Below are 26,044 nucleotides of genomic sequence, written 5' to 3'. Positions count from 1 at the left end.
TGGTTCGCTCAGAGATCTGCGAGGTAGTCGATTTCGGGGGTCATCCGATCGATCGGATTGGATTCCATCGACCCCGTCGCGGTGATTCGGCTGCTGATCTTCGGGAAATATGTCTGCTCGGGATCGATCGGGACGATGAATGCCGCTGGCCCTTGCAATGCCATCAACTGCCGAAAGGCGGGATCATCCTCAAATTGCAAAGGCAGACTAAGCACCGGAATGTCCCAGGCCGGGAACAGCTTCGCCCAATTTGGAAGCCCCAAGCCAGAGCTTTCGTCGCATCCAAGGTATTTACCGTCGAAGTAGTTGCGCTGCGTCATCCGGATCGAAGCATAGCCCTGATCATGGAAGATGAAAATCTTCAGATTGAGCTTGTTTACTGCGACCGTGCCGAGCTCCTGGAGGTTCTGAGCAAAGCCGCCATCACCTTCAATCAAGATGGTTCGCCTGCCGCCACCCGCAACCGCCGCGCCGATCGCTCCACTCAGGCCGTAGCCCATCGAGGCGAGCGATCCATTGTGGACGATACGTTGGCCGAGCTTTTGCTTGTAGATCTGCAATGCAGTCGTCGAGGCACTGCCGCTGCTGCAGGGGATGAACAAGTCTTCCGGGGTGGTGACATCGTCAAGGCGAACCATGAAATCGTAGGGGGAGATATATTCCGGCCTCGATTGGTTCACCGGTTCCACCCGGGGAATAAGGTTCCTGATCCTGCGCGCATGTGCCAGCCAATCGACCTTGGCGGGCAGCTCGGTAGCGAGCAACGCGGCGAGGAAATGATTGGGATCGGCGTGGTATCTATGATCCGTTCGGGGGTGACCCTTGTTCAGTTCCGCAGCATCGATCTCGACTTGGACGACAGTGGCGTCTCGACCGAATTCCTGCCAGTTGAAGCCCGTGCGCTGAAGGCCCAATCGAGTGCCCACCGCCAGTATCAAATCTGCTTTCTGGATGATGATGTTTGAACTGCGCTGCCCCCACGTGTCGGGCCGTCCCAGATAGAATGGATCATCGCCATCAAAGCGATCGAATCCGTTCCAAGTCGTCATTGTCGGGATCCCGAGCGCCGCGAAACGGTCTCGCAGGTGCTGCACCGTCGAATAATCGACGCCGCCGCCAAGCAACACCACTGGGCGCTCGGACCGACGGTACAGATCGGCGGTGAAATCAATTTCGGATTCGGTCGCAGTCGGCAGCTTCGGCGGTCCGACTGGTGGAAGGGCGCTCTCCGCGACTTGGGCGGCCTGAACGTCGAGCGGCATTTCCAGAAAGACGGGCCCTTTCCTCGGCGCCCAGCTGACTGAAATTTTATCCAGGAATGCTTGGGCGGGAATCGGCTCCATGAAGCGGTACGAGAGCTTGGTGGTCGACTCGACAAGCGCAGCACCGTCGATCTCTTGAATGCCGCGTGAGCGGACCTGCTGCATGGCCAGGTCAGTGGTCTTTACCTGCCCACCGATCACTAGCAATTCCCGGCCCTCCAGCCAGGCCCCGGATATGGCCGTGACAATGTTGGTCAGGCCAGGCCCGGCCGTGACCAACGCCAATGCCTTCGCGGGGGCAGCGATCTCGTTGAAATATTCCGCTCCGATGCCGGCCGCGACTTCGTGCACGACAGGGATGCCCTTGAGGTAGCGATCGAGGCTTTCAGTGAGGTGCATGATGTTGCCGCCGCCGACATAGAAATAGTGGGTGTAGCCGGCCGCCTTGAGCCAGGCGCCGATCTGATCGCTGTATTTCATCAGTTTTGCTTCTCGGTGAGGGTCAGGAGCGAGGAGATGATCGTGAAGATCTGGTGGTGGCTGAGACTGCTCAGGTCGGAATGATCGTAGCCCCAATTCGCGTGGAGAGGGAGATGAACCATGCCCTCGAATGGTTCGAGATGCGAGTTCATGTCATCAACGTAAACAATCAGCCAGCGTCCGCGCTCCAGCCAGTTCTGCTCCTGCGCAACCGCCAGCTTCGAACCCGCGCGCCGGATATCTTCTTGGCCGAAGACACGGATGACATCGGCATCGTGGAACGCCAGAGCTTGGCGGATCGAGGCCACGTTGCGGGTGGAGAGGATTGCAAACCGGTGGGGATAAGCGATCAGCAACGGCCGTATCAGAAAGAAGAAGTCGTAAGGAGGCATCACCTTGGGCCAGTCGGGATCCTTCGTGATCTCCTCTCGGGCGGCGAAGAAGGCGCTGGCAAACGCCCAATCATCCTCTTCCGGTTCGATCTCCCGCAGCATCGATGGGAGGATCGTGCCGCGCGCAATGTTGTACAAGCGATTGTAGTGCCAAGCGTCTGTCACCACAGAACGGAAGGTCTCGAACTCATTGAACGAGACATCCTGACGAAAGCCGGGACGCCCCTCGGCCGCTTTCTGCGCAACAGTGTACGCTTCATAGTTGCTGTTGAAGAGTACGCCATCGAAGTCGAGAAGGAATTGCAGCTCCATCAGCGCATGCTCCACTTGATTCGCGCCGCTACGCGCGCAGAGAAGGTCGGTGTTGCGATCCCGAAGTCATTCATCTCAGTTTCTCACAAAGTCCTCGATGTAATATGCCGAGCCTTGCCGACTCGCCCATCGACAGCTGTTCGGAAGCCGCGAGTTGGACGTTCAGGTTGATCCTGCTCCCGCTACACGTGACGTGGACGACGCTCGTTGATCGCGAAGCGTCAAAAATGCGCGGATCTGTCCGACGCTGACATCGTGCGCGTCTTGCCCGCTCCCGACAGCCTTGTGCCAAGCCACAATCGCGTCGATCGCTTTTTCCAGGGTGAAGGTGGGCCGCCAACCCAGCTCGGTGCGAGCCTTGGAGCAATCCAGCTTCAGCAAGCCGGCCTCGTGCGGAATTTCGCCGTCCCAATCTCGCCAGCCGCTTTCCACGCCCCAACTGTGCGCCATTCTGTCGACGATCCATGCCACTGGGCGCGCGTCTTCGTCAGCGGGGCCAAAGTTCCACGCCTCCGCAAAGCGCCCGTCGCCGCCGAGCAGCCGCTCGGCGATCCCAACATAACCTACAAGCGCCTCAAGCACATGCTGCCACGGGCGAACCGCGCCGGGCGAACGGATAATCGGATCGGCGCCGGCTTCGAACGCACGAACGAGGTCCGGAACGAGACGGTCGAGAGCCCAATCACCGCCTCCGATAACGTTCCCCGCCCGCACGGACGCGACGGCGGTGCCGTGTTCTGAGAGCCGGGCCACCGGAAAATAGGAGGAGCGGTAGGCGGCAATGACGAGTTCGGAACATCCTTTGCTGCTGCTGTAGGGATCGTGGCCACCCATCGGATCGGTTTCACGATAAGGATAGACCCACTCGCGGTTCTCGTAACATTTGTCGCTGGTGACGGCGATTACAGCCTTGACGGTACCAAGCGCGCGCACTGCTTCCAGAACGTGCACGGTGCCCATAACGTTGGTTCCATAGGTTTCGACCGGATGATCGTACGAGTAGCGAACAAGCGGCTGCGCCGCCAAATGGAAGACGACATGGGGGCGAGCGTCCCGCATCGCGGCAACCAATGTTTTGTAATCGCGCACGTCCGCGATCACGCTGGTCATCGTCCCGCTGAGCCCGGCGGCTTCGAACAGGCTGGGATCGGTCGGGGGCGCAAGCGCGTATCCGGTCACCTCAGCTCCGAGTTCCTGAAGCAGCATGGAAAGCCAGCTGCCCTTGAATCCTGTATGGCCGGTGATGAAAACGCGGCGTCCATTCCAATCGGTCATCCGGTGATACTCAGCTGAGAGAGAGGAGGCCTACGGCCTTGATACGGGGGCGGGAGCCAAAACATACGCTGGCGCTCCCGACAGATCGACACGGTTTCACCAACACCCTCCATTATGAGCCCGGGAACCGGTTAGGAAATTCGGGCGGCCGGCGCCAGCCGGTTGCGGAGGCTTGCCGGAATCGCACAACGCTGTAGGTGCTCGCACGTGCAAGATGGACAGGGGGCAAGTACCTTGAACAGGATCGAACATGGCCTAGCCCTTCTCCGGCGGGGACCGATCGCATGGATCCGCGACCCGGAGGCGCGCCGCTTCCTGCTCTTCCTGTTGGTCGGAGGCCTGAACACCCTGGTTGGATACGGCATCTTTGCCGCATTGATCCTCATCGGACTTCCCACTCCCGCGGCGGTGATTATCGGTACGGTCCTCGGCATCCTGTTCAATTTCGTATCGACAGGCTTGGTGGTTTTTCGAAACCGAACGGGACGGCTACTGCCTCGTTTCGTAGCCGTTTACGTGGTGCAGATGGGGATGAACATAGCCGCCATCAGCGCTCTCGAGAGGTCTAGCGTGCCGCCTTTGCTCGCCGGGGCGCTGATGGTACCGCCCCTTGCGATTTTCACCTATTTCGCAATGCGACGGTTCGTTTTCGTCGACGTGGACTGACGGGGCTTACTCGAACACGGCCCATGCACAATTGGGCTGGTGAGGAAAGTGCTGGAGACGCAGATTGTTAAGGCCGAGTACCTCCTGGACGGCGATCGTCTCACCCGGGAACGGCAAGACATTCAGCTCATCGAACACCAGAACCGATCCCTTGGTCAGCCGCGGCATGATGGCCTCGAGAACATCCTTGGTGGGCTTGTAGATGTCCATGTCGAAGATCGCCATGGAGATGATCGCGTGCTTGTTGTCGTCGAGCCACTTGTGAACCGTCTCTGAGGCATCCCCCTTCACCAGCTCGAATTTGCGGATGTGAGAAATCGGCGCATTTGCCTCATGCAGCGTCAGCAACCGCTCGAGCACCTGCTCATGGCCTTCTTCAACGCGGTAATCGCCCTCGTTGAGGTGGGCACCATCGTTGACCGGGTCGACGCTCGGAAAACCAGCGAAGGTATCGAATCCAACAATGCTGCGCCGGTAATTATAGGGTTCGTAGATGCCCCGTAGGTTGGTCAGGAGTGCGAGCGTCGCGCCCCATTGCACGCCGAATTCGCAGATGACGCCTGGCACTCCCACGATCTTTCGATAAAGCTGATCGTAATAGAGGGCCCGGCTAAGCGTCTGCCGGGTGAGCGCAACGAGAGTGTGCCCGTTCCAGCTTTGTCCGAACTTCGGCAGAAGATCGGCGTACGTGCTTTGCAGCTCGTCCACCAGTCCCTCCTCGGCCTCCGTCCTTCCAGTGATTTCCCGCTTTGCGTTCATCTTGAACGGGCTCGTCTGCATGATCAGCTCCAATTTCTTAAATGCGTTTCAGGCTCTCGCCGTCTGATGATCCGGCCGCTGGAACGAGTTCCGCGGTCGCCGCACTGCATTCCGGTCGCATGGCCGGTGCCGATCGGGCAACGCGGCGTCATGGCCCTCAGCCATGGCCGCGAACCCAGAACCGACTTGCACGCCAGCGCCGGCCGTAGACGCCGCGCACCGTTCAAGACGCCTTAGCCGACTGCAGCGATCTGCTGCGGCGCCACCTTGCGAGCCCGCGCTTCCATCATTTCGATACGAGCGAGATCCTCGTCGGCGATGCGCTGATAATATTCCCGCTTGTTCTTGAGCCAGAGCAACTCGAAATCGACCGCATTGGCGATGCCGTCGAAGATCGCATTGGTCGTAACCGCTGCTCCGTCGAAGATGACCTTGCGTGTTTCGAAGCGATCAAGGCGCACCGCCTGGATCTCACGCAAAGCTTCCACCGCGTCGGGCGACACGGAGCCCCCCACCACGAGCTCGAGATCCGCCGCACGGCAAGCCTGTGCCACCTTCAGCACCGCGTCCGTGATGGACTGTTCGTTGATTGCCCCCCGCGGCATGCCCCGCGACAGGGTGAAATCGACCCGGCCGAAGACCACGCCATCAACGCCCTCCTTGGCGAGAGGCAGCATGTCGTCCAGATTCTGCAGCGTTGTCTCGGTTTCCAGGTTGAACAGGAACTCGGTACGGGCTTCGTCCGGGCCATGGGTCTTGTTCTTGGCATCAACGAACTTAGACAATGCGTAACGAGTTTCGACCATCGGCGCGATGATATAGTCCACACCGTAGACCTTGCTGGCGAGCAGGTCCGATACAGCCTCGCAGCCGCCGATCTTCAACGCCACCTTGAGGTCCGCCCGCTGCGCCAGCTCGAGCAACCGGTGAAACTCGTCGGGGCGCGTGCCTTCGGCCTCGAACTCGGCCTTCACTGCCACCACCCCGTAATGATCGCGCCCTTTCTTCAAGAGGTCCAACATGTTCCGCTCGGTCGGAGTCACGACACACACCCTTTTCTAAGCCTGAGATGTGATTGGCTTGGCGGAGCCGCACCCGTACGTCAACCCGTATCGGCTTGAGACCGCCGGCTTCGGCGCCGTGACGGCGGACTGCGGCCCTGCAGGAGCAGGGCGCGCCGATCGATCAGAAGTTCAAGCGCTCTTTCTCGATCACATGCGGCCGCTTTTGGACCTGGGTGTGGATCGCACCGACATACTCGCCAATAATGCCGATGAAGAAGAGCTGAACCGACATGAAGAAGAAAAACCCGATCAGAATGGGCGCCGTTCCGAGCGCAAACTGGCTCCAGAACAGGAGCTTTGCGATCAAATACCCCAGTGCAATAAACAGACTGGCGGCAGACAAGAAGAAGCCTGCCATTGTGGCCATACGTAGCGGGATTTTCGAATGATTAGTGATCCCTAGCATCGCGATATCGTACAACTTGTAAAAGTTGTTGCTTGTTATTCCGCGCTTCCGAACAGGCTGATTGAAGGGGATCAATGCCGCCTCGTACCCAAGGTCGGCAATGAGTCCGCGAAAATAGGGATACGGATCATCAATTTGGCGTAACTGCTCCACCACGACGTGGTCGTAGAGCCCAAATCCCGTGTAGTTCTTAATCAGGCGAACCTCGGACAAACGGCCACTAAGATCATAGTACAACTTCCGGATCGCATACATGGCAGGGGACTCCTGCGATTGGGTCTTGACACCCAGCACCACTTTGAAGCCCTCGCTCCACTTTGCAAGAAAATCCGGGATCATCTCAGGGGGGTCCTGAAGATCGGCGACGAGGTGGATCACGGCGTCGCCGCGTGCCTGGAGGATGGCATGATATGGCGACCGAATATGGCCGAAATTGCGGGTGTTGAGGATCACCTTCGTCCGGCTGTCCTCGCCCGCGAGCTGACGCAGCACATTTGCGGTTCCATCGGTGGAAGCATTGTCGATGAGGATGTGCTCATAATCATAATTCGGTAGTTGCGCGAACACCTCCCGGATGCGGGCGACAAGCTCCCGGACGTTTTCTTCTTCGTTGTAGCACGGGGTGACGATCGAAATGAGCTTGCTTGCCATGACGCGCCGCATCGCATCAAATCCGGCGCGCTGCCAAGCGAAAACGCTCCTCCGGGGCGTGCTCCTCGGCACGCCCGTCCCCTGAGCGGGAGCGTGCCCCATCGACGTTCGGGTTTGAAGCCGCTAACGAGCGTTTCGAAATCGACTTGGCAGTGCAGCCACCTCCCCACGACAGGATCGACATGACTGACGATTTGCGTTCTGAAATCATCCGCCTTGCCCGACAGTTTCACGAGTCACGCCCTCCGGCTCCGTTCGTGCCTGGAGAGACCTACATACCGCCGTCAGGAAAGGTGATGGACGCGGACGATTGCGCGAACCTCATCGATGCCTCGCTCGACATGTGGCTGACGGCCGGGCGCTACGCCGATCAGTTCGAGACCGAGGTCGCCGCGATCTTCGGTCGCCGTCACGCCAAGCTGACCGTGTCCGGATCCGCGGCGAACCTGCTCGCGTTCGCATGCCTCACCTCATGGAAGCTCGGCGAAAAGCGGATCAAGCCGGGCGATGAAGTGATCACGGTGGCGGCAGGCTTTCCGACCACCGTTGCCCCAATCGTCCAATATGGCTGTTTACCCGTATTCGTCGACGTCGATGTCGAGACGCACAACGTGGACGTGGATCTCCTCGAGGCTGCGATTACTCCGAAGACCAAGGCGGTGATGATCGCCCATTCACTCGGCAATCCGTTCGACGTCCAGAGGGTGGCAGCGATCTGCAAGGCGCATAACCTCTACTTGATCGAGGATTGCTGCGATGCGTTCGGCGCGCTTGTCGGCGGTCAGCACGTCGGGACGTTCGGAGATGTGGCGACGCTGAGCTTCTATCCGGCCCATCACATCACCATGGGCGAAGGCGGTGCCGTTCTCATGAACAGCCCGCTGCTCGCAAAGATAGCCGAGTCGTTCCGTGACTGGGGCCGCGATTGCTATTGCAAGCCGGGCGTGGATAACACCTGTAACAAACGTTTCGGCTGGCGGCTGGGCGACCTGCCCAAGGGCTACGATCACAAATACACATACAGCCACATCGGCTATAACATGAAGGTCAGCGATATGCAGGCCGCCGTCGGAGTGAGCCAGCTCAAGAAGCTCGATCATTTCGTGGCGCGACGGCGGGAGAACTTCGCCGGCTTGGAGCGAAGGCTACGGGACGCCGGCCTGGAGGAGCTCTTCCATCTGCCGGTTCCCACCCCCGGCACCGATCCAAGCTGGTTCGGCTATCTTCTGACGGTACGGGACGGCAGTGGCATCAATCGCAATCTGCTCACCAAGACGCTGGAGGAGCGCAAGGTGGGTACCCGGCTTCTTTTCGCCGGCAATCTCACCAAGCAGCCCGCCTTCCGCGACGTCGCCTATCGGGTGCATGGTACGCTCGACAACACCGACAAGATCATGAACGACAGTTTTTGGATCGGGGTCTGGCCGGGGATAGACGAGGCACGCCTCGACTATATGGTGGAGACGATCGCCTCCGTAGCCGCGGAGATTCGTGGTTGATGAGCGATCTGACGGTGGCGAAGCGTGGACGGCGCCTAGCAACGATGGCTCCGCCGCTCTGGTTGAGCGGAGCTCTGCTTTTCAGTGCGATAGCGTTCGCCTCACTGGCGCTGATCCTGCCGAACACCTACACCAACAAATACGTCATCGACTGCTTCTACTTGCTGAACGCCGGCTACCTGGTTCACCACGGCTACGTTCCGCACGTCGATTTCGTGTGGCAGTTCGGCGGTTACGAAATCTACCTGATCGATTGGGCGATGCGACTCTTTGGCCCGACGTTCAAGGCGATCGAGCAGGCGATCGTAATCGGCTTCTTCATCTGCGCGGCGCTGTTCTATTTGGGCACCGCGCGTCGGGCTCGGCTCGCCACGTTCGCGCTCCTGCTGGTCCTGCTCTCTGCAACCAGTTTGACCTGGTCCCCTTTCGAAGACGGCGGAGCCGAGATATTCCGCCATTCGTACTCGATGTACTACAACAGGCTGTGCTGGGCCCTGGCGATCACATGCTATGCGACGGTGCTGCTGTCAGACCAGCCTCTCCGCCAAGTGGAGCTGTTCGTATGCGCGGCGGCAGCGTTCCTGATCCTTGTCACCAAGCTCACATTCGCTATTCTGCTCGTACCTGCCGCTGCTCCCTTGCTTTACCGCAACGGCTTGAAAGGCCTGCTTCACTGCGCGTTGTACGGGATCGCACTGATCGCCGTGGGCTGGGCCGTTCTAGGTTACGGGCCGGAAGCCTATTTGAAGGCGCCGGCCGACCTTTCCGCGGTCGCAGGGGTCGGGTTCATCATCGACTGGGCGCTCCGCAAACTCTTTTATAACAGCCTCTACAATTTCTTCGGGCTGGCAATCGCTGCCGGATCGATCGCTTATCTTTGGCTTACGCGCAAAGCGGGAGGGTGGCTGACGATCAAGTTGAGCGTGCTCGCTGCGATTCTCCCGCTCGCTATGCTCGCTACGCTGACGACCGGCTCCCTGGATTATTTCATCGCCGCGACCACCCCGATGATCGCGTTCGTCGTGATCATGGCGGCGGACGAAGGGTTGCAGCGGGAAGACGGTGAGGCCCGCATGTTCACGATCGCTCTGGCCGTATACGCCCTTACCTTCACGACACCCTACCTGATGAACGTGCTGGTCGGGCTTCGAGGTCAGGTACGTGGCGGCGAACTTTCCCTATTCAAGAGCGGTCCGCTCGCGGGGTTGATCGTCGAACGGCCGGAGACGTCTCAGACGCCGCTATTTACGCAGCCCTCGATCGCCATCAAGAAGATTGGCGATCGGCTGCACCTCGAACAAAGCGCGAGGTGGATGGGGGATTACGAGTGGCAATATGCCCATGCGGATGGACTCGCACTTCTGTCGCGCTTGCCGAATATCCGCCAGCGGAAGGTCTTAAGCTTCTACTCGAGCACATGGCCTTTCGTCCTGCAGTCTCAACCAATCCTCAGCTTCCCGCTTGGCGCAAGTCACGAATCACCGATTATGAAAGCGCTCAATGCTATTCCAGCCGACATCGACACGGTGCTGGTGCTTCGTGACGATCGAACCAACGAGCTCCACCCCCGATTCCTCCCCTCGCTGAGACAGCAATTCGACATCCAGGATCGATCTACGATGTGGGACCTCTACATACGGCGCCCCGGCGCCTGAGGCCACAATAGATGATGGGCGGAACGGCACTGTGACCAGATCGGACAATACCGGAGGAGCCGCCCCGCCATGCAGGTTCGGTCGGTGATGACTAGGAAGCTTCGTGCCGCCTTCATCGCAAACGGCAATCCGCGTGACATCAAACTCTGGTCCGGCACGCCCCACCACATGCTGGAGGCGCTTGAACGGCAATTCGACGTCACGTTGGTGATCGAGCAGGTATGGGCGGCTTGGTACCGTCCGCTGGGACGAACGGCCAAGCTGCTGACGGGAGGACGCTTCGAGTATAGCTGGTCGCGCTTCTACTCGCGTCTTGCGGCCGCCCACACCATCAGGAAGCTCGAAGCCGCTCGCCCCGATGTCGTGTTCGCCGTCGCGCTGACCGATGCTGCCTACCTTTTCACCGAACGCCTGCCGGTCGTCACGATCACCGATGCGGTCATTCCCGATTTGGTGGAATATTACGACATGTTCCGCCAGCTTTCGAAGACCGCTAAACGCAAGGCTCGCGTAGCCGAACATCGCGCCTTCCACGAATCTTTGCTGGTGCACTTACCGTCTCATTGGGCCTGCCGGTCTGCCATCGAGAAGCAGGGCGTACCCGCCGAGCAGGTTGTGCAAATCGCCTGGGGGGCCAACATGCCACCAGAGCGACGCCCTCCGCGCCAGCTGGGGGGCGGGCCCGTACGCTTGTTGTTCGTCGGCACCGACTGGAAACGAAAAGGCGGCCAAGTAGCTCTCAGTGCGGTACGCGCGCTTGCAGAACGCGGGATCGAGAGCTCGCTCGACATCGTCGGCTGCAGCGAGGAGGTGCTGCAAGGTGCATCACCGCCGCCGAACGTCACCTTCCACGGCTTCATCGATAAAAGTTCACCGGCGGACCAAGCGACTCTGGACCGCCTCTACTCAGAAGCCTCTTTCTTCATCCTGCCGACTGCCGCCGAAGCATGGGGGATCGTGTTCGCCGAAGCAGCACATCACGGACTTCCGTCGCTCGGCTATGCGACCGGCGGAGTCACGACTGTGGTAAGCGACGGAGAAACCGGCATCCTGCTGCCGGTCGGTTCTTCGGGAGACACGTTCGCGAGTCACATCGAAGCGCTGCTGAACCATCCCGCCGCTTATGAGCGGATGTCTGCCGCAGCGCTGGAAGACGCCGCGAACCGTCTGGACTGGCAGGTCTGGGCTGCAAAGCTTGAGCGGGTGGTTCGCCAGCGGCTCGATCTCGGCAGGTCTCCAATTCAGCAGCCCGCCTGCAGCTGACCCGCTTCATCATTGGAATGGATTTCGCACTGCCGAGTTGCCATGGAACGACTGGACTCGCGCGGATGCCCAGCGTCCGTGTTCACGCAAGGAAAAATATGAGCAGTGAGGATTCACCGAGCGCTAGAAGAGAGGCGCCGGCTCGGGGCGGATTAGCCGCCCTCTACAGCATCATGGGACGGCAGCGCCGGCTACAGCTGCTCGGCACTGCTGCGTTGATGCTGCTTGGTGCGATCGCCGAGCTGCTGACGATCGGAGCGGTCGTGCCGCTCCTCGCACTGGCCGCAGATCCTAGCTACTTCGCCAAGTACCGGGCCGTGCAGTCCTTGCTGGAGATGCTGGGCGCGACCAATGGCCGCGAGGCGATCATCGCCGCAGCCGTCCTACTCGTTTCCGCGGCAGTCGTGGCGGCCGTCATCCGATCAGCTCTCACTTGGGCGAGCCATCGATTCGTCTACGGACTCGCACACGACGTCAGCATGCGGGTTTTCGAGCGCCTGCTGCATCGGCCATACGAAATCTACGTGCGTCAGAACAGCAGCGTTGCGTTGGCGGCCGTGGAGAAGATCCACCTCGTAGCGACAGCAATTCTGTCGCCTGGACTGCTTGCATTCACCTCCGCCGTGATCGCGCTGTTCATCCTTGCATTCCTGTTTCTGATCGATCCCATGAGCGCCGCTGCCGCGTTGCTCTCGGTCGGTCTCCTCTATGTTTCGATCAGCCTCTTCACCAAGAAGGCGTTGATCGCGAACTCCCATCGGAGCTCGGCAGTGCGCACCGAGCGCCTCAAGGTCGTTCAGGAGGTCTGGGGCGGCATGCGCGACATCATCCTCGACCACTCACAGCCGATCTTCCGACAGAAGTTGGGAGAAATCGAGGAGGAAATGCGACGCCTGCAGGTGCATGCCGGTGTGGTGATCGATGCTCCTCGTTTCGTGGTCGAGAGCTTCGGAATCGTCGTCTTTGCCCTGCTTGCAATCTATTTCACTTCGCAGCCGGGCGGGGTGCTTGCTGCGCTCCCGGTGCTCGGCGCGCTGGCAATCGGCGCGCAGCGCCTCCTGCCGCTGGTGCAGGCGATCTATCGAGGCTGGGCCGGCTACTCGATCAATGCCCATGCACTCAAAGACGTCGTTGATCTGATGAATGCTCCGGTCAGCACCGCCGTGCCGAGCCGAGGGGCAGCGACGCTGCCGGCCAAGTTGGACATCGAAGCACGCGATCTGTGGTTCAGCTACGCTCCCGATCACGATGTTTTGCAGGGGATAAGTCTATGTATACGCGCGGGCGAGCGCGTCGCTTTCGTCGGCAAAACGGGGAGCGGAAAAAGCACGCTCGTCGACGTGATGATGGGACTGCTGCAGCCGTCGCGGGGACAGCTGCGAGTCGGGGGGGCAACTCTCGACGAAAGCAACATCGCCGAGTGGCAAACACGAATTGCTCATGTTCCCCAAGCCATTTTCCTAGCGGATGATACGATCGCGGCGAACATAGCCTTCGGTTTCCATCGCGACGACATCGACATGGCCAGGGTCCGCAGGGCGGCGGCCCGGGCCGACATCGCCGCGTTTATCGACACTCTTCCAGAAGGCTTCGAGACCCGCGTCGGCGAGCGGGGCGTGAGGCTGTCAGGAGGGCAGAGGCAACGGATCGGAATCGCCCGTGCTCTTTATAAAGACGCCTCGATACTCGTTCTCGACGAAGCCACCAGCGCGCTCGATGCTGCTACCGAAGCGGCCGTGATGGACTCTGTCTCCGAGCTCGACCGCGAGCTGACCATTATCCTCATTGCGCACCGCCTCTCGACCGTCGCAGGCTGCGATACGGTCTACAGGCTCGAATCCGGGCGGATCGTTCAGTCAGGCAGCTACGAGAAGGTCGTGCTCGGCAGCGCGCCTGCTCCGGCTTGAATGAAGGGCAGCCGGCCGTTGGCGAAAGATCGCAGATGAGCTTCGACTTCAAGGTCGTGCCGCAGGGCTCCGGCATTCCGCGGATCCTACATCAAACCTATGCGCGCAAATGCCTGCCGCCCGCCCTCCAGGATAACGCCGAATCGCTGCAGAGGCGCAACCCGAACTGGGACTACAGGCTGTACGATGATGCCGACATCGACCGTTTCATTGCGCGCGAATATGGCTCCGAGATGCTCGGGCGTTACCACCTGATTAATCCGGCATACGGAGCAGCCCGGGCCGATCTATTTCGCTATTTGCTGATGTACCAGGTCGGCGGCGTGTATCTGGACATCAAGAGCACGGCCACGACGCCTCTGGACGAGATTACCACAAGCGGCCGCAAATTGCTTCTGGCCAAGTGGGACAATGGCACAGGCGGGAGCCACGAAAATTGGGGTCTCCAACGGGGCCTCGAGCATGTGGGAGGTGGCGAGTTCCAGCAGTGGCACATCATCGCTTCACCAGGCCATCCCCTGCTCCGCGCCGTGATCGACTATGTTCTTGGAAACATCGAGCGCTATCGGCCTTGGCGTGACGGAGTTGGGAGGGAGGCCGTTTTCAGGCTCACCGGGCCGGTCGCCTACACGCTCGCGATCACGCCGCTGCTCAATCGTTATGAGTGTACGGTGCTCCCCAATGAGCGCATGCTTGGCCTTGAATATAGCGTCGTCGCCGGCGAGCAGCATCGCACCTTCTTCAGAGGCCACTATGCCGAGAGGACCGATTCGATCATTCGGATGTCGGGCGTCAGCCGTCCCCTCGCTGCGGGATATAGCGCGGGCAAGAGAATGCGGCGGCACCTCGGGCGGTTGAAGGCTCAAATGGGATCGTTGGTCCGCGCATTCATGGGGTGAGAAGGGGAAGTTCAAACGCAGTCTGCATGGCTCGGCGGATTCTGTAGCGTAGTTGAAAGGCGAGCCGGTGTCGAGGAGCCGGCGCTACAAACACAAGCGACGGCGCGTCCTCGCGAGCGAGCCGGCTTCCCGGCACCTGGCACGCCATTGCTCGGGCTTTGTTACTAGCGGCTGCTAAAGGAAGCGGCAGAGCCTGCCCAGGGCCCGGCTCGCACCTTTGACAATTCCGCCCCACGTCCTATTCCGGGGCGATGACGAATGGGGTGGAAGGGGCAGCGGCGCCGCATACCGGCGTGCCTGCGGGCCATGTCGGCGGAGCATCCGGCAAGATCGATACTCAAAAACCGCATTTCCGCACCGACATTCAGGCATTGCGCGGCCTCGCCGTGCTGTTTGTCCTGTTCTTCCACTCGAGCCTCGGCGTGGCGCAGTCAGGCTATCTCGGAGTGGACATCTTCTTCGTCGTCTCGGGATTCCTGATCACTAGGATCGTGTGCGACAATCTCGACCGAGGCAGCTTCAGCTTCGCCGATTTCTACGCAAGGCGGGCGCGACGCTTGCTCCCGGCCGGCTATTGCGTGCTCGTTGCGACAACGATCGCGTGCACATTGCTGGTCGGCCTTTCGGTTTTCGAACGGTTTTGGGAGCAGCTGGCTGGATCGGTATTCTTCTCCGCAAACGTCGTATTGTGGCGGCAGATCAACTACTTCCATCCCGCCGCTACCTACGAGCCACTGCTTCACATGTGGTCCCTGGCGGTCGAAGAGCAATATTATCTGCTTCTCCCCGTGTGCTTGTGGGCCGCCCCTCGGCGCCTCAGATTGCCGCTGATCCTCATCGCAACGGGGGCGAGCCTTGCCGCTTATGCCTGGCTCGCTGCAAAATCGCCGGGTGTAGCATTCTATCTCCTGCCAACCCGCGCTTGGGAACTCGGCCTCGGCTCGCTAGGAACATTCGTGGTGGCCAGCCCGATGGTTCGGCGCTTTGCCCGATTACTCCTGTGGCCGGCGCTTTCAGTGCTGATCATCGTGCCGTTCGTTCCATTGCCGAGCATCGGCTTCAATCCGGGGCTTGTCGCAGTCTGTCTCGCCACTTTGGTGGTCATCCTTGCGCGCCACGAGAGGCTGCCCGGGCTGCTGCCGGCCCGCTGCCTTGCTCGGGTCGGTGACTTCTCCTACTCGCTTTATCTCGTGCACTGGCCGATCTTCGCGATCGCGCATAATGCGTACCTGACCGAGCAACTGCCGCTGATCACGGCCGTCGGTGGGGTGGTGCTGTCGCTTGCGCTCGGATACATCCTGTATCGCTGGATCGAAGAACCGGTCCGGCGCTCGCGCATCGACGGGTGGCGGCTTCTCGGAATTGCACTCGCCGGTTCAGCGCTCGTTCTGGCGGTTGGAGCGGGGGCGCTTCATGCCAAGCGGCATTGGGGAAATTCGGGGGTCGATCTAACCGGCGTCACCGGCTTTGCTCGCTGTGGCTCCTACGACAGCGGATTGTACGACGGGAAGTGCGCGGAAGGTCCCGCGCCAACGATGCTCGTCTGGGGGGATTCCTTCTCCCAGCACCTCGTTCCAGGTCTCGCCGCGACGACCAATCGGACGATCGCACAGGCGAGCAAAGGTCATTGCGGGCCGTTCGCCAATCTTGCCGCGATGCAGAGCCGCGGAGAACGCGCTTTCGCCCTCAGCTGCCTGGATTTCAACCGCAGCGTGATCGACTATGTCGCCCGAACGCCGAGCATCCAGGTTGTCGTCCTGTCCGGCTGGTACCTGAGATATCTCGACCCGCACTTCACGCTTGCCAGCCAGCGGACCGGCCATTTCATCACCGCGCCTGCGGGCTTTGACGCCACTCTCGCCGCACAGCGGGAGACGGTGAAGGCGCTGCGCAGTCTGGGCAAGCGCGTCGTGGTCGTCTCGGGGCCGCCGCAAGCGGACTACGACGTTGGCATGTGCTGGGAGCGTCGACGCAGTGGCCTGCCGACGTTCGGGGCGCGGGCCTTGTGCGACATCACGCCCGGATCCACCAACCCGCTGGGTCCGCCAACCGATCGCCTGATGGATGCCTTCGTGCAGAAAGCCGCAACTCCGGTCATCCGCCTGGACCAGGCGCTCTGCCGCGGTCACGTCTGCACCACCCAGATCGATGGCCAACCCATCTATCGGGACGGCAGCCATCTTGGGCACATCGGCTCGGAGCTGTTGGCCGCGCGGCTCGCATTGGGCGAACGGGTTTGGAAGGACGCTCGCTGACGGCGGCTGCGGCGCGGTACTTCTGCGGGTGCGTAGCGGTCGTTGGGGTCCCGCGGCATTGATCGGGCCATGCTTGATCAGCCGGTTTCGCAGACCTCGCTTCGTCCTGGACCACAGCAGACGTCCCGACTGCATTGGAACGTCCGATCAAGATCCCTGATTGCCGTGATTTTGAAGATCGAACGTGCCGTTTGAGGGCAAATCGTTCTAGCCACGGCTGCGGCGGAGCGCTTGCCTTGCGGTCAACGCGAGCCTGATCGCGGGCTCCGGAATGCGTAGGGCAAGGCTGACGAGGGCGGCGCGATCGAGACGATGACCCGGCATCTGACGGGCCATGCTCCTCGCGCCGTCGATGTCGCCCGCAACCATTCGTCCCAGCGAACTGAGATAGGCGGCCATTCGGATATAGGCGTCGACATCGCGGCGCTGGGTCCGATCGAGCTTAAGTCGCACGCTTTGCAGATAGGCCACGGACGGCCAGGCGACGGACAGCGTCTGCGGTTGAGCGTTTCGCGCCTGCTCGCGATAGACCTGCGCCATCTCGCTGCTCTCGTTACGCAGGTAGTAAGCGGTCACTCGGTCGGACTTCACCACCGGCGCGATCAGCGCAACCCGAGCCCAATATTCGAGATCCTCGCCCGTTCGCCAAGGACCGAAGTCACCGACCTCCCGCGCAACATCCCGCCGAACCGCCGTCGCCGACGACCAGACGACGCCGATCTTGCTCGCCGCTTCCCGAAAGTAGGCGATCGGCCGGACGCGGCTTTCCCCGCCAGGCACGATCGTGGTCGGATCCGTGCCTTCGCCATAGGCGGTTGCCAGCAGCCCCGCCTCCGGGTGCAACGCGGCCATCCTGGCCAGCTCCGACAGGTGATCAGGAAACCAAAGATCGTCGGCATCAAGGAATGCGATCCAAGGGCGGCGGCTCTCCTGCATGCCGCGGTTGCGGGCCACGCCCTTACCGCAGTTGCGCTGGCTGATCAGGCGCAGACGCGGGTCATCCAGATCCTCCAGCAGAGCGAGGCCCCCATCGGTGGATCCATCGTCGACAACGATCAATTCGAAATCGGCAAACGTCTGCGCGATCACGCTCCTGACCGTTGCCAAAATGAATTCCCGCTTGTTGTACAAGGGGATGACAACGGAGAACATCGTCAAACCGCCCCTGTCTGGCTGCCCCTGACGCGCTGCGTTCGCTGGCCGCTCACGCCAGCGCCCGATAGGCCTGCTCGACCTGCTCGGCGAGTGCGGGGAAGCGGAAATCCTGAATACGCCGTTCGCCATAGTCGATGAGCGCCTGCTGGCGCTCCGCGCTCGACAGCACGCCGCTGATCGCCGCCGCCATCGCGTCGACGTCGTCGGGGGGGAAATAGATGCCGCGCCCTTCGGTGAGTTCGCGGAACACCGGCGTGCCGCTCACCACAAGCGGCCTTCGTGCCGCCATCGCTTCCAGGATCGGGATGCCGAAACCCTCGTATGTCGAGGGGAAGGCAACCAAAGCCGCGAGGGCATAGATGTGGGTCAGTTCGGCATGGCTGACGCCCTGTAGCAGACGCACATGGTCTTGAAGATGCAGGTTGCGGATCTGGTCCGCGATCGCCGCACCGTCTCCGCCCTCGTTGCCGACAATCACCAGCGCGATGTCCTCGCCGGCAGCGCGCAGGCGCGCGATCGCCTCTACGAGCCGCGGATAATTCTTGCGTCCTTCGAGATGGCCCACGGCGAGCACGAAACGCGACGGAAGGTGAAGGCGGGCGCGGGTCGCCTCCGCCTCCGCAACATCGATCCGTTCGAACGGCTTGGGGTCGATGCCATTGTAGATCGCGCTGACCGAGGCGCGCGACTCGATGCCCAGGATCTCCTGCCGCATCGTTTCCGAAACGGTGATGACGTGATCGGCGCGGCGAAGCCCCGTGCTGAGAATCCGGCCGTAGAGCAAGCGCTTCACCAGAGGAACATCGCGAAGGATCGGGCGTGCGTCGTGAACGGTGAGAATCGTCGGACAGCGCGGAGCTCGCAGGAGCGGCAGATGGAAGGTCTCGAACAGATCGAGCTTCTCCTTGGCCAACGCGCGCCGCCAATAAGCGAGACCGCCAAGGGCACGCCGAATCCGCCCGGTGCTCGGCATCGGTGTTCGGCGGACCGTCACGTTCGGGGCATCGCCGAACCATTGGGCAACGCGGCAGTCGGCAGGCTCGAAGATAACGAATTCGATGTCAGGACAGCGAGCAATCAGAGCGCCGTAAATCCCGGCAAAGCGCTGGTTGGCCCCGGAAGGCCGTTCATTGAAGCAGGTTGCATTAAGACCGACTCGCACGGCGTCAGCCCGCGGCCACAAGGCCGAGCACTTCGAAATGCCGGCGAATGATCTTGCTTTCTTCGAACGGCTCGACGGCCTCCAGCAAGATCTCCTTCGGAATAGGTCCGTCGAGCGCCCGCTCGATCCCGCTCGCCAGACTCTCTGGATCCTGAACCGGAACGAGATAACCGTAACGGCCGTCACGGAGCACTTCCCGTGGACCGGTAGGGCAATCTGTCGACACCGGGGTGCAACCGCACATCATTGCCTCGACGAGGACGTTCGGAAGCCCCTCGACGTGCGAAGACAGTACGAAAGCGTCGGCCCGACTAAAATATTTGAGGGTGTTGTTGGTGAAGCCAGGCAGCCGGATCCGATCGTTCAGACCAAGATCGACAATCTTCTCCTCGAGCTCGCCTCTGAGAGGCCCTTCCCCCAGGATCAACAGGCGAACGTCGCGACCCCGTTGCTTGAGAAGTGCGACGGCGTCGATCAGGTCGCCGAACCCTTTCCACGGCGCGAGGGTCCCGGCAGCCACGAGCACCGGCCTTGTTTTAGTCGTGAGCCAAGGATCATCCAGAGGCTCGCTCATTCGTGCCTGCGCGGCCCGGTCCTGAACGATGTTGTATACGCAAACGTGCGGCGGTTCCCGGAAGACCTGGCGATACTGATCCACCATGTCGCGCGACACACAGGTGAGCGCGTCGGCCCGCCACGTAACGAGACGCATCAGGTGCTTCAAGATCCACCGCTTCGTGAATGGCGTATTGGAATAGGTGTCGAACGGTCGAACACGGCACGATCCGCTGATCTTCGCTTTGGACCGGGTCAGGATCGCGATCAGCAAAATGAGGGCGTTGAGATGGTCCTCGGCCGAAAAGATCACGTCGCGCGGACGCTCACGCATGTAGCGCCACACCGGCCAGAACATGCTGCGCACATTAGGCCGCTGCAACGCAATCACATTGACCCCCGGCGTCTCTGGAACGGTGAGGTGAGAGTCTACCTTGCCGATGATCAAATCAACCTCGTGGCCGCTCGCCGCCAGCGCGCGCGCAAATCTAAGCTGTGCCAGAGGCACGCCTGAAATCGCGAACCGGGGCGTGATCACACAGATCTTCATCTGGCGGCCCAGCGTTCGGTGAGGGCCCGGTGCCGACCCTCACGCAGATGTTCAAGGCCAAGGAAGATGAAATTGTTGTGGTAATCCGAAGGCGCGGCGCCGAACGCCTCCAGCGGCTGGTGCTTCGCCGGATCGAAAGTCGCCAGCGACCGGAGCTCGCCCTGGACGAGGAAATGGCCGGCATATCCAAGTGCTTCGATCTGGGCGAAAATGTCCGCGATCGGCCTGTCGTTGTGGCGCTGTTCGATCTCCACGATCAGCACAGGATGCGCCCGCTGCAATGTTTCCGAAGCGCCTGAGATCACGCTGGATTCGTGCCCTTCCACATCGATCTTTATGAGGGCGGGCCGCGTGAAGCCGAAGCTGTCGAGTGACTTGAGCTCGACATCGAGATCGCGCGTGTTGCCCGCATGAGACGCTTCTATGGACGCCGAGGCGTCGTGCTCGATTCCATGTTCATCGACCGGCACGTGAAGCTGAGCGGTACCCGCTCGCGCGGAGAGGGCGACCTGGTGGATGGTCACCTGCGAATCCCCTGCCGCCCAGCCGCGCAGCACGCCGGCACAGTCGGGGTTCGGCTCGAACACGTCCAGTCGGGCGCCGAGACGGCGAAAGCGGTACGCGTAGATTCCCCGGTTACCCCCGATATCAACCACATGATCGCCCTGCGAAATGAGGAATTCGAGCAGTTCCATCTCGGGCTCAAGGTCCCCCCGGGCCTTGCTGTACCAATATTTGATCGGCACCTGCCAGCGCTGAGGGAGCGCATTGCGCGCCACCGACTTGATACTGCCCATTATCAACACTCCCCGGCGCAGGTGTCGCCGCGCCGTTCCAATATCCGAAACAGCCGAGCCGTCGCAGCCTCACGTGAATAGTCACTTTCGTAGCGGGCGCGAAGCGTCGCGTCGAACCTCGGCGGCTGATCGATTTCCAGGTGACGTATCGCGGCGATGAACTCGGCCTCGGTCCGGCACATCCACCCGGCCTCGTCGATTATGTCCTCGTACCCGGAAAAGGCCTCCGGCGTCCCGATGATCCGTTTGCCGAACATCAACGCCTCGGCGACCTTCGTCTTCATGCCCGATCCGTCGAAGATCGGCGCGATCACCACTGCCGCGTCCAAATAGAGGCGGGCCAGATCGTCGACCGCCCCGACGACGCGAACGTTAGGGAAGCGCTCGAGCTCGTCCTTGAACGATTCGAGGCCGCGGCCGACGACCAGAGTGGGAAGCGCAACATGTGGGGCGACTTTCCGCGCGAACCAGAGGATGCCTGCCACGTTCGCATAAAAGGCGCCGCCCACGAACAATGCGTAACCGCCGCCGTCTTGCTCCTGTCCCGGCTCCGTGGACACAGGGGCGGCGGGAAGCTTGTCCTCCATCGCCATCGGCAGCACGTCGGTGCCGGCTCGACGGTAAATCCGTGACAGCAAACGGCTATCTCGTCGGCTCAGCGTGATCAGTCGATGACTGGCACGGACGGCCTTCCGCTCGGCCAGATAGTTTGCGAGCAGGACACCGATTGCCCGAACGCTCTTCGTCTGTCGTACCGCTCCGAGGAAGAAACGCGCCTCTACGTTGTGGAAGAAGGTGAAGATTTGCACGCGGGGGAGGCGTTTTCGCACGGCTTGCGCAAGCCGCCCGAAGTTGGAGCCGTCGATATAAAGCCGGTCGATGCCTTCCGCGGCCAGTCGGTCGAGGATCACCAATTCGGTTGCGGGCGTCAGCCCGTCGAGATAGCCGCCAAGGGCGGCCGCCATCCCGGCGCTGTTCTCCGCACGATCGAGTTCATGAACGACCATTCGGTCACCGAACAGGGTGCTCAAGGCGCGCCAGTGCAGCCGCGAAAGCATCGCGCGGCCACCCTGCGGCGGATCGACCATCCGTGTCGTGACGTACATGAGCTTCGACATGGTAGGCGGATCAGCGCTCCAAATGCCCGATCAGCACAAGCTTTTCCCGCAACTCTCGCCTTCCGCAAACCCGTCCATGAGCAACCGCCCACAGCGATATCGGTGCAACACATTGCCGTAGGTGAACGACCGCCGCCCGGGTGAATGGCGCTCCGTATCTCGCTTGAACCGGCGGTTCCACAAAATTCTCCGGAGCAGGAGGTTGCGTGGGCGCCTTGCTGGCTCCTGCGACTGACCCTAAAGCACCGGGCCTAGCTGAAAAAGGAATGCCTCGTTGAGCAGCGTTGTTGGCCGGGACGACCGACCGATCACTCCGGTAATCTTGTGCGGGGGATCCGGAACCAGATTGTGGCCGCTGTCGCGCAATGCGCGCCCGAAACAGCTTCTCTCGCTCACCGGCGCACGATCGATGTTGCAGCTTACCCTGGATCGCATCTCCGACCGACGGCGCTTCGCCGTGCCGTTGGTCGTTACCAGCGAAAGCCAGGCCGAGCTTATCGCCCGGCAGCTCGTCGATACGCACGCGCCCGACGCGGCACTGATCCTGGAGCCAGCGGCTCGGAACACGGCACCTGCGATCGCCCTGGCCGCGCTCACCGCCGCGCCGGACGACCTGCTGCTGATCATGCCGAGCGATCACCTGATCGGCGATGCCGACGCATTCCGCCTCGCGGTCGAGAAGGGTTCGGAACTCGCTGAACAGGGTTGGCTGGTCACGTTTGGAATTCGGCCGAACCGACCAGAGACCGGATATGGCTACATCAAGCTGGGCGACACGCTTTCAGCGGGTGCGTTCCGGGCCGAGAGCTTCGTTGAGAAGCCGGAAGCGGAGCGCGCCGCCGCTTATGTCGCCGATGGCGGTTATCTGTGGAATGCGGGTATCTTCCTGTTCCGTGCCGATTCCTTCCTTGCCGCGCTTGCCGCGCATGCCCCCGAAGTGCTGGATCCGTGCCGACAATCGGTAGCGGAAGGATCGACGAGCGCCGGACGGTTGCGGCCGTCGCCGGATGCGTTCGGCGCCGCCCGCAGCATCTCGGTCGACCACGCGGTCATGGAGCATGCTGCGAACATCGCGGTGGTGCCGATGGACGTTCGCTGGTCCGATGTCGGGAGCTGGCAGTCGCTGCATGAAATCAGCGAGAAGGATGGAGACGACAATGTCGCGGTTGGCGACGCCGCTTTGCTACGCTCGTCAGGATCCCTGGTCCACAGCGACGGACCGCTGGTTGTCGCAGTGGGAGTTCAGGATCTTGCCATCATCGCGACGGGCGATGCCGTGCTGGTCGTGCCGCGCGGTGACAGCCAAGCGGTACGGGATGCCGTGGAACTCCTCAAGGCACGCGGCGACAGCCGGCTATAAGAATGGTCCGGATCCGAAGATGTGGTCAGCAGGCCCGACCCAGAGGTCCGGCCCGGTCGTTCAGCGCGCGCCGAAGCCGTTGAACACCGTCTTCATCGTTCCGGCTACGATCAGAACGTCGAGCCAGAACGAGAAGTTCTTGATGTAGTAGAAGTCGTAGTGCAGCTTCCAGAGCACGTCCTCGACCTCGGCGACGTGGCCTTGCCGGACCTGCGCCCACCCCGTGATGCCCGGGCGAACGATATGACGATAGCGGTAGAATGGCAGCTCCGCTTCGTACCATAGAGACAGGGGCACTGCCTCGGGGCGCGGCCCGATCCAGCTCATCTCTCCCTTGAGGATGTTGATCACCTGCGGGAGTTCGTCGATCCGGTAGCGCCGCAACGGCCGCCCGATCTTCGTAACCCTGTCGTCGCCGTCGCGAGTCATCGCGGCCTCGCGCGCATCGGCGGTGGCATGGCCGTGGCGCATGGTGCGGAACTTCCACATGCGGAACGGATGTCCGCGATAGCCCATTCGTTCCTGCCGGAAGAAGACCGGGCCCGGCGAGTCCAAGCGAATCATGATCGCGAGAACCGCGAACAGCGGGATCAGGAACGGCAGCGCCGCCAGCGAGACGATGATATCGGAGAGCCGCTTGATCTTGGCATAGACGATGCCGGGGATCAGCGATCCCAAGGTGTTTTCGGAAAGGTGCTCGATGGCGACGCGCCCTGTGAGCGATTCCTCCATCTGCTTGACATGCATGACCAGGGTGCCCGCGAGCGCGCGATCAGCGAGGAAGCGTTCCCAGTCGTCGGGCATATCCGCACGCAGATCGGCAACGATCGCGTCACAAGGCTGGTCTCGTGAGCCGTCGGCAAGACGCACCCAACCGACGTCGGGGATCTCGAAGAGATGATCGACTTCCCCCGCCGGAACGACGCCGATCCGCATCCTCTGCTGCCGCTGCAGCTTGAAATAGACGACATAATACCATCCGACGCAGAGCAGGAAGCTCGCGAGGAAGTGAAGTCGGCTGTAATCCAGCCTGGCGAAGAAGAAGACGGCAAGCGCAAGCCCGAAGGAAGCAGCGAACGACGGCAGGATGTGGTAGGAGGCGCGGACGCCGGGATAATGCGAGACCCGGCGAAAAGCGTAGTAACCGAGAAGCAGTGCCGCCACGGTTCCCAAAAGCGAGTTGTTGAGACTGTCGACGTCGGACTGGCCATATTCCAGCTGCAACCGCAGGAAATAGGGGATGGCCACGGCGAGCAGCAATCCTGCGCCGAGCTGGAAACGCACACGGTGCCAGAGCGTCCGACGAACGCTCGCGATCTTGGCGGGGGGAATGGACACGAACTATGGGTCTCGCTGCTGAGAAGCGGCTGATGATGCAGGCTCGGTCGATAGGAGAAAAGCACGGGCCAAGTCTAGCGCGACGCACCGCCGTTGCGCTCGGGCACGCGCGGCGGAGGCGTCCGGCGCGATCCTGTCGGCGAGGCCCATACAGCGAGATCGTTGAGTTTGAGCAATGGGTTCGTCTAAGGCCCGCCGCACCTCACCATCTATCGGGCAGAATCGATGACCACACTCGTGACCGGCGCAGCCGGCTTCATTGGCTTCAACGTGAGCGATCGCCTCCTCGCCAGGGGCGAAGAGGTTATCGGTCTCGACAACGTCAATGACTATTACAGCACCAAGCTGAAGCGCGACAGGATCGCGGAGTTGCAGCGTCGGCACAACGGCTTCTCGCTTCTCGAGGTCGATTTCGCGGACAATGCGGCATTGACCGAAGCGATCGCCGACAAGCGCTTCGACAAGATCATCCATCTCGGCGCCCAGGCGGGCGTGCGCTATTCGATCGAGAATCCGCACGCCTACGTTCACTCGAACCTGGTCGGGCACCTCAACATGCTCGAAGTCGCACGGCATCGGGAGCTGGCCAACTTCGTCTACGCATCCTCCTCCTCGGTCTATGGCGGCAACGACACCCTGCCGTTCCGGGTCGAAGACCGTGTCGACCAACCGCTCTCCCTCTACGCCGCGACCAAGAAGGCGGACGAGCTGATCAGCGAGACCTATTCGCATCTCTACCGCCTGCCGCAGACCGGTCTTCGCTTCTTCACGGTCTATGGGCCGTGGGGTCGTCCCGACATGGCGATGTGGCTATTCACCAAGGCGATCTATGCCGGCGAGCCGATCAATGTGTTCGGCGAAGGCAATATGCGCCGGGACTTCACCTATATCGACGACATCGTCAGCGGCATCGTCGCCTGCCATGACAATCCCGCGCCGGATGATGGCGAGGTCAAGGCCGGCGGCAGCCGTAGCCCGCACCGTCTCTACAATATCGGCAACCATCGCTCCGAGGAACTCACCCGGATGATCTCGCTGATCGAGCAAGCCTGTGGCCGCGAGGCGAAGAAGCAGCTGCTGCCGATGCAGGCAGGGGACGTGCGCGACACCTATGCCGACATCAGCGCGATCCAGCGCGATCTCGGCTACGAGCCGTCGACGACGATCGACGAAGGCGTGCCGCGTTTCGTCGACTGGTACAGGAACTATCACGGCCTCTGAGCCGCCTAGGAAGAATGGAAAGGCGGCAGCCGACGAGACTGCC

21 protein-coding genes are annotated in these 26,044 nt (G+C 61.4%); 9 read left to right on the top strand and 12 right to left on the bottom strand.

Going from position 1 to position 26,044, the window contains the following annotated elements; all coding sequences use genetic code 11:
* Window positions 1–8: 8 nt before the first annotated feature.
* The 3 genes from C7I55_RS05460 to rfbG all read right to left on the bottom strand — a co-directional run bounded on the left by C7I55_RS05460 (window position 9) and on the right by rfbG (window position 3,721).
* Entirely contained in the window at window positions 9–1,742 is a 1,734-nt protein-coding gene (locus C7I55_RS05460; protein WP_106511895.1) for a thiamine pyrophosphate-binding protein, read from the bottom strand.
* The gene (locus C7I55_RS05455; protein ID WP_106511894.1) at window positions 1,742–2,446 is read right to left on the bottom strand and encodes a hypothetical protein; all 705 of its coding nucleotides are present in this window, start codon (window positions 2,444–2,446) and stop codon (window positions 1,742–1,744) included. Before C7I55_RS05455 ends, C7I55_RS05460 begins: the two co-directional genes overlap by 1 nt.
* 162 nt (window positions 2,447–2,608) lie before the next feature.
* Entirely contained in the window at window positions 2,609–3,721 is a 1,113-nt protein-coding gene (gene rfbG, locus C7I55_RS05450; protein ID WP_106511893.1) for a CDP-glucose 4,6-dehydratase, read from the bottom strand.
* Window positions 3,722–3,955: 234 nt separating this feature from the next.
* On the opposite strand from rfbG, the gene C7I55_RS05445 reads away from it, so the two are divergent.
* Window positions 3,956–4,387 carry a GtrA family protein gene (locus tag C7I55_RS05445; RefSeq protein ID WP_158266298.1) on the top strand — a complete coding sequence of 144 codons (432 nt, stop codon included), beginning with the start codon at window positions 3,956–3,958 and terminating at the stop codon, window positions 4,385–4,387.
* Between the two features lie 6 nt (window positions 4,388–4,393).
* Here C7I55_RS05445 and C7I55_RS05440 read toward each other — a convergent pair whose 3' ends face one another.
* The 3 genes from C7I55_RS05440 to C7I55_RS05430 all read right to left on the bottom strand — a co-directional run bounded on the left by C7I55_RS05440 (window position 4,394) and on the right by C7I55_RS05430 (window position 7,267).
* A complete protein-coding gene (locus C7I55_RS05440; RefSeq protein ID WP_199192740.1) occupies window positions 4,394–5,167 on the bottom strand; it encodes a TylF/MycF/NovP-related O-methyltransferase in 774 nt (257 codons plus the stop codon).
* Between the two features lie 212 nt (window positions 5,168–5,379).
* Window positions 5,380–6,168 carry an aldolase/citrate lyase family protein gene (locus C7I55_RS05435; RefSeq protein ID WP_106511891.1) on the bottom strand — a complete coding sequence of 263 codons (789 nt, stop codon included), beginning with the start codon at window positions 6,166–6,168 and terminating at the stop codon, window positions 5,380–5,382.
* 163 nt (window positions 6,169–6,331) lie between these two features.
* Window positions 6,332–7,267 (bottom strand): glycosyltransferase family 2 protein, encoded by a 936-nt coding sequence (locus C7I55_RS05430; RefSeq protein ID WP_199192739.1) that lies wholly within the window; start codon window positions 7,265–7,267, stop codon window positions 6,332–6,334.
* Window positions 7,268–7,449: 182 nt separating this feature from the next.
* On the opposite strand from C7I55_RS05430, the gene rfbH reads away from it, so the two are divergent.
* From rfbH to C7I55_RS05400, 6 genes are all read left to right on the top strand, one after another.
* Window positions 7,450–8,766 (top strand): lipopolysaccharide biosynthesis protein RfbH, encoded by a 1,317-nt coding sequence (gene rfbH, locus C7I55_RS05425; RefSeq protein ID WP_106511889.1) that lies wholly within the window; start codon window positions 7,450–7,452, stop codon window positions 8,764–8,766.
* A complete protein-coding gene (locus C7I55_RS05420) occupies window positions 8,766–10,421 on the top strand; it encodes a hypothetical protein (RefSeq protein ID WP_106511888.1) in 1,656 nt (551 codons plus the stop codon). Before rfbH ends, C7I55_RS05420 begins: the two co-directional genes overlap by 1 nt.
* Before the next feature lie 69 nt (window positions 10,422–10,490).
* Complete coding sequence (locus C7I55_RS05415; protein WP_106511887.1) at window positions 10,491–11,684, top strand: glycosyltransferase family 4 protein; 1,194 nt, start codon at window positions 10,491–10,493, stop codon at window positions 11,682–11,684.
* A 98-nt stretch (window positions 11,685–11,782) separates the two neighbouring features.
* Window positions 11,783–13,591, top strand: coding sequence for an ABC transporter ATP-binding protein (locus C7I55_RS05410; protein WP_158266297.1), 1,809 nt, complete (start codon window positions 11,783–11,785; stop codon window positions 13,589–13,591).
* Between the two features lie 35 nt (window positions 13,592–13,626).
* Window positions 13,627–14,490: a glycosyltransferase family 32 protein gene (locus C7I55_RS05405; protein ID WP_106511885.1), complete on the top strand. Its 864-nt coding sequence runs from the start codon at window positions 13,627–13,629 to the stop codon at window positions 14,488–14,490.
* A gap of 251 nt (window positions 14,491–14,741) precedes the next feature.
* Entirely contained in the window at window positions 14,742–16,745 is a 2,004-nt protein-coding gene (locus C7I55_RS05400) for an acyltransferase family protein (RefSeq protein WP_106511884.1), read from the top strand.
* Between the two features lie 207 nt (window positions 16,746–16,952).
* Here C7I55_RS05400 and C7I55_RS05395 read toward each other — a convergent pair whose 3' ends face one another.
* The 5 genes from C7I55_RS05395 to C7I55_RS05375 are packed head-to-tail and all read right to left on the bottom strand — an operon-like array spanning window position 16,953 to window position 22,082.
* The gene (locus C7I55_RS05395) at window positions 16,953–17,897 is read right to left on the bottom strand and encodes a glycosyltransferase family 2 protein (protein ID WP_158266296.1); all 945 of its coding nucleotides are present in this window, start codon (window positions 17,895–17,897) and stop codon (window positions 16,953–16,955) included.
* Window positions 17,898–17,949: 52 nt separating this feature from the next.
* Window positions 17,950–19,062, bottom strand: a complete 1,113-nt coding sequence (locus C7I55_RS05390; RefSeq protein ID WP_158266295.1) for a glycosyltransferase family 4 protein — start codon at window positions 19,060–19,062, stop codon at window positions 17,950–17,952.
* A 4-nt stretch (window positions 19,063–19,066) separates the two neighbouring features.
* Complete coding sequence (locus tag C7I55_RS05385) at window positions 19,067–20,167, bottom strand: glycosyltransferase (protein WP_106511881.1); 1,101 nt, start codon at window positions 20,165–20,167, stop codon at window positions 19,067–19,069.
* Entirely contained in the window at window positions 20,164–20,946 is a 783-nt protein-coding gene (locus C7I55_RS05380; RefSeq protein ID WP_158266294.1) for an FkbM family methyltransferase, read from the bottom strand. The genes C7I55_RS05385 and C7I55_RS05380 overlap by 4 nt, the downstream gene beginning before the upstream one ends.
* 20 nt (window positions 20,947–20,966) lie before the next feature.
* Window positions 20,967–22,082, bottom strand: a complete 1,116-nt coding sequence (locus tag C7I55_RS05375; protein ID WP_106511879.1) for a glycosyltransferase — start codon at window positions 22,080–22,082, stop codon at window positions 20,967–20,969.
* Between the two features lie 274 nt (window positions 22,083–22,356).
* Here C7I55_RS05375 and C7I55_RS05370 point away from each other — a divergent pair, with 274 nt between their 5' ends.
* Entirely contained in the window at window positions 22,357–23,442 is a 1,086-nt protein-coding gene (locus tag C7I55_RS05370; protein WP_199192738.1) for a mannose-1-phosphate guanylyltransferase/mannose-6-phosphate isomerase, read from the top strand.
* Window positions 23,443–23,502: 60 nt separating this feature from the next.
* Here C7I55_RS05370 and C7I55_RS05365 read toward each other — a convergent pair whose 3' ends face one another.
* Window positions 23,503–24,780, bottom strand: coding sequence for a sugar transferase (locus tag C7I55_RS05365; RefSeq protein WP_199192737.1), 1,278 nt, complete (start codon window positions 24,778–24,780; stop codon window positions 23,503–23,505).
* Between the two features lie 225 nt (window positions 24,781–25,005).
* Here C7I55_RS05365 and C7I55_RS05360 point away from each other — a divergent pair, with 225 nt between their 5' ends.
* Window positions 25,006–26,001, top strand: coding sequence for a GDP-mannose 4,6-dehydratase (locus tag C7I55_RS05360; protein ID WP_106511878.1), 996 nt, complete (start codon window positions 25,006–25,008; stop codon window positions 25,999–26,001).
* Window positions 26,002–26,044: the final 43 nt, after the last annotated feature.

Origin of the sequence: Allosphingosinicella deserti (assembly GCF_003012735.1) — a bacterium.
Lineage (GTDB): Bacteria > Pseudomonadota > Alphaproteobacteria > Sphingomonadales > Sphingomonadaceae > Allosphingosinicella > Allosphingosinicella deserti.
This window is presented reverse-complemented; position numbering and strand designations above follow the sequence as displayed.

Coding starts and splice junctions, on each gene's coding strand:
- C7I55_RS05460 (WP_106511895.1), bottom strand. CDS start 1,742: ATGAAATACAGCGATCAGATCGGCGCCTGGCTCAAGGCGGCCGGCTAC.
- C7I55_RS05455 (WP_106511894.1), bottom strand. CDS start 2,446: ATGGAGCTGCAATTCCTTCTCGACTTCGATGGCGTACTCTTCAACAGC.
- rfbG (WP_106511893.1), bottom strand. CDS start 3,721: ATGACCGATTGGAATGGACGCCGCGTTTTCATCACCGGCCATACAGGA.
- C7I55_RS05440 (WP_199192740.1), bottom strand. CDS start 5,167: ATGCAGACGAGCCCGTTCAAGATGAACGCAAAGCGGGAAATCACTGGA.
- C7I55_RS05435 (WP_106511891.1), bottom strand. CDS start 6,168: ATGTTGGACCTCTTGAAGAAAGGGCGCGATCATTACGGGGTGGTGGCA.
- C7I55_RS05430 (WP_199192739.1), bottom strand. CDS start 7,267: ATGGCAAGCAAGCTCATTTCGATCGTCACCCCGTGCTACAACGAAGAA.
- rfbH (WP_106511889.1), top strand. CDS start 7,450: ATGACTGACGATTTGCGTTCTGAAATCATCCGCCTTGCCCGACAGTTT.
- C7I55_RS05420 (WP_106511888.1), top strand. CDS start 8,766: ATGAGCGATCTGACGGTGGCGAAGCGTGGACGGCGCCTAGCAACGATG.
- C7I55_RS05415 (WP_106511887.1), top strand. CDS start 10,491: ATGCAGGTTCGGTCGGTGATGACTAGGAAGCTTCGTGCCGCCTTCATC.
- C7I55_RS05410 (WP_158266297.1), top strand. CDS start 11,783: ATGAGCAGTGAGGATTCACCGAGCGCTAGAAGAGAGGCGCCGGCTCGG.
- C7I55_RS05405 (WP_106511885.1), top strand. CDS start 13,627: ATGAGCTTCGACTTCAAGGTCGTGCCGCAGGGCTCCGGCATTCCGCGG.
- C7I55_RS05400 (WP_106511884.1), top strand. CDS start 14,742: ATGACGAATGGGGTGGAAGGGGCAGCGGCGCCGCATACCGGCGTGCCT.
- C7I55_RS05395 (WP_158266296.1), bottom strand. CDS start 17,897: ATGTTCTCCGTTGTCATCCCCTTGTACAACAAGCGGGAATTCATTTTG.
- C7I55_RS05385 (WP_106511881.1), bottom strand. CDS start 20,167: ATGAAGATCTGTGTGATCACGCCCCGGTTCGCGATTTCAGGCGTGCCT.
- C7I55_RS05375 (WP_106511879.1), bottom strand. CDS start 22,082: ATGTCGAAGCTCATGTACGTCACGACACGGATGGTCGATCCGCCGCAG.
- C7I55_RS05360 (WP_106511878.1), top strand. CDS start 25,006: ATGACCACACTCGTGACCGGCGCAGCCGGCTTCATTGGCTTCAACGTG.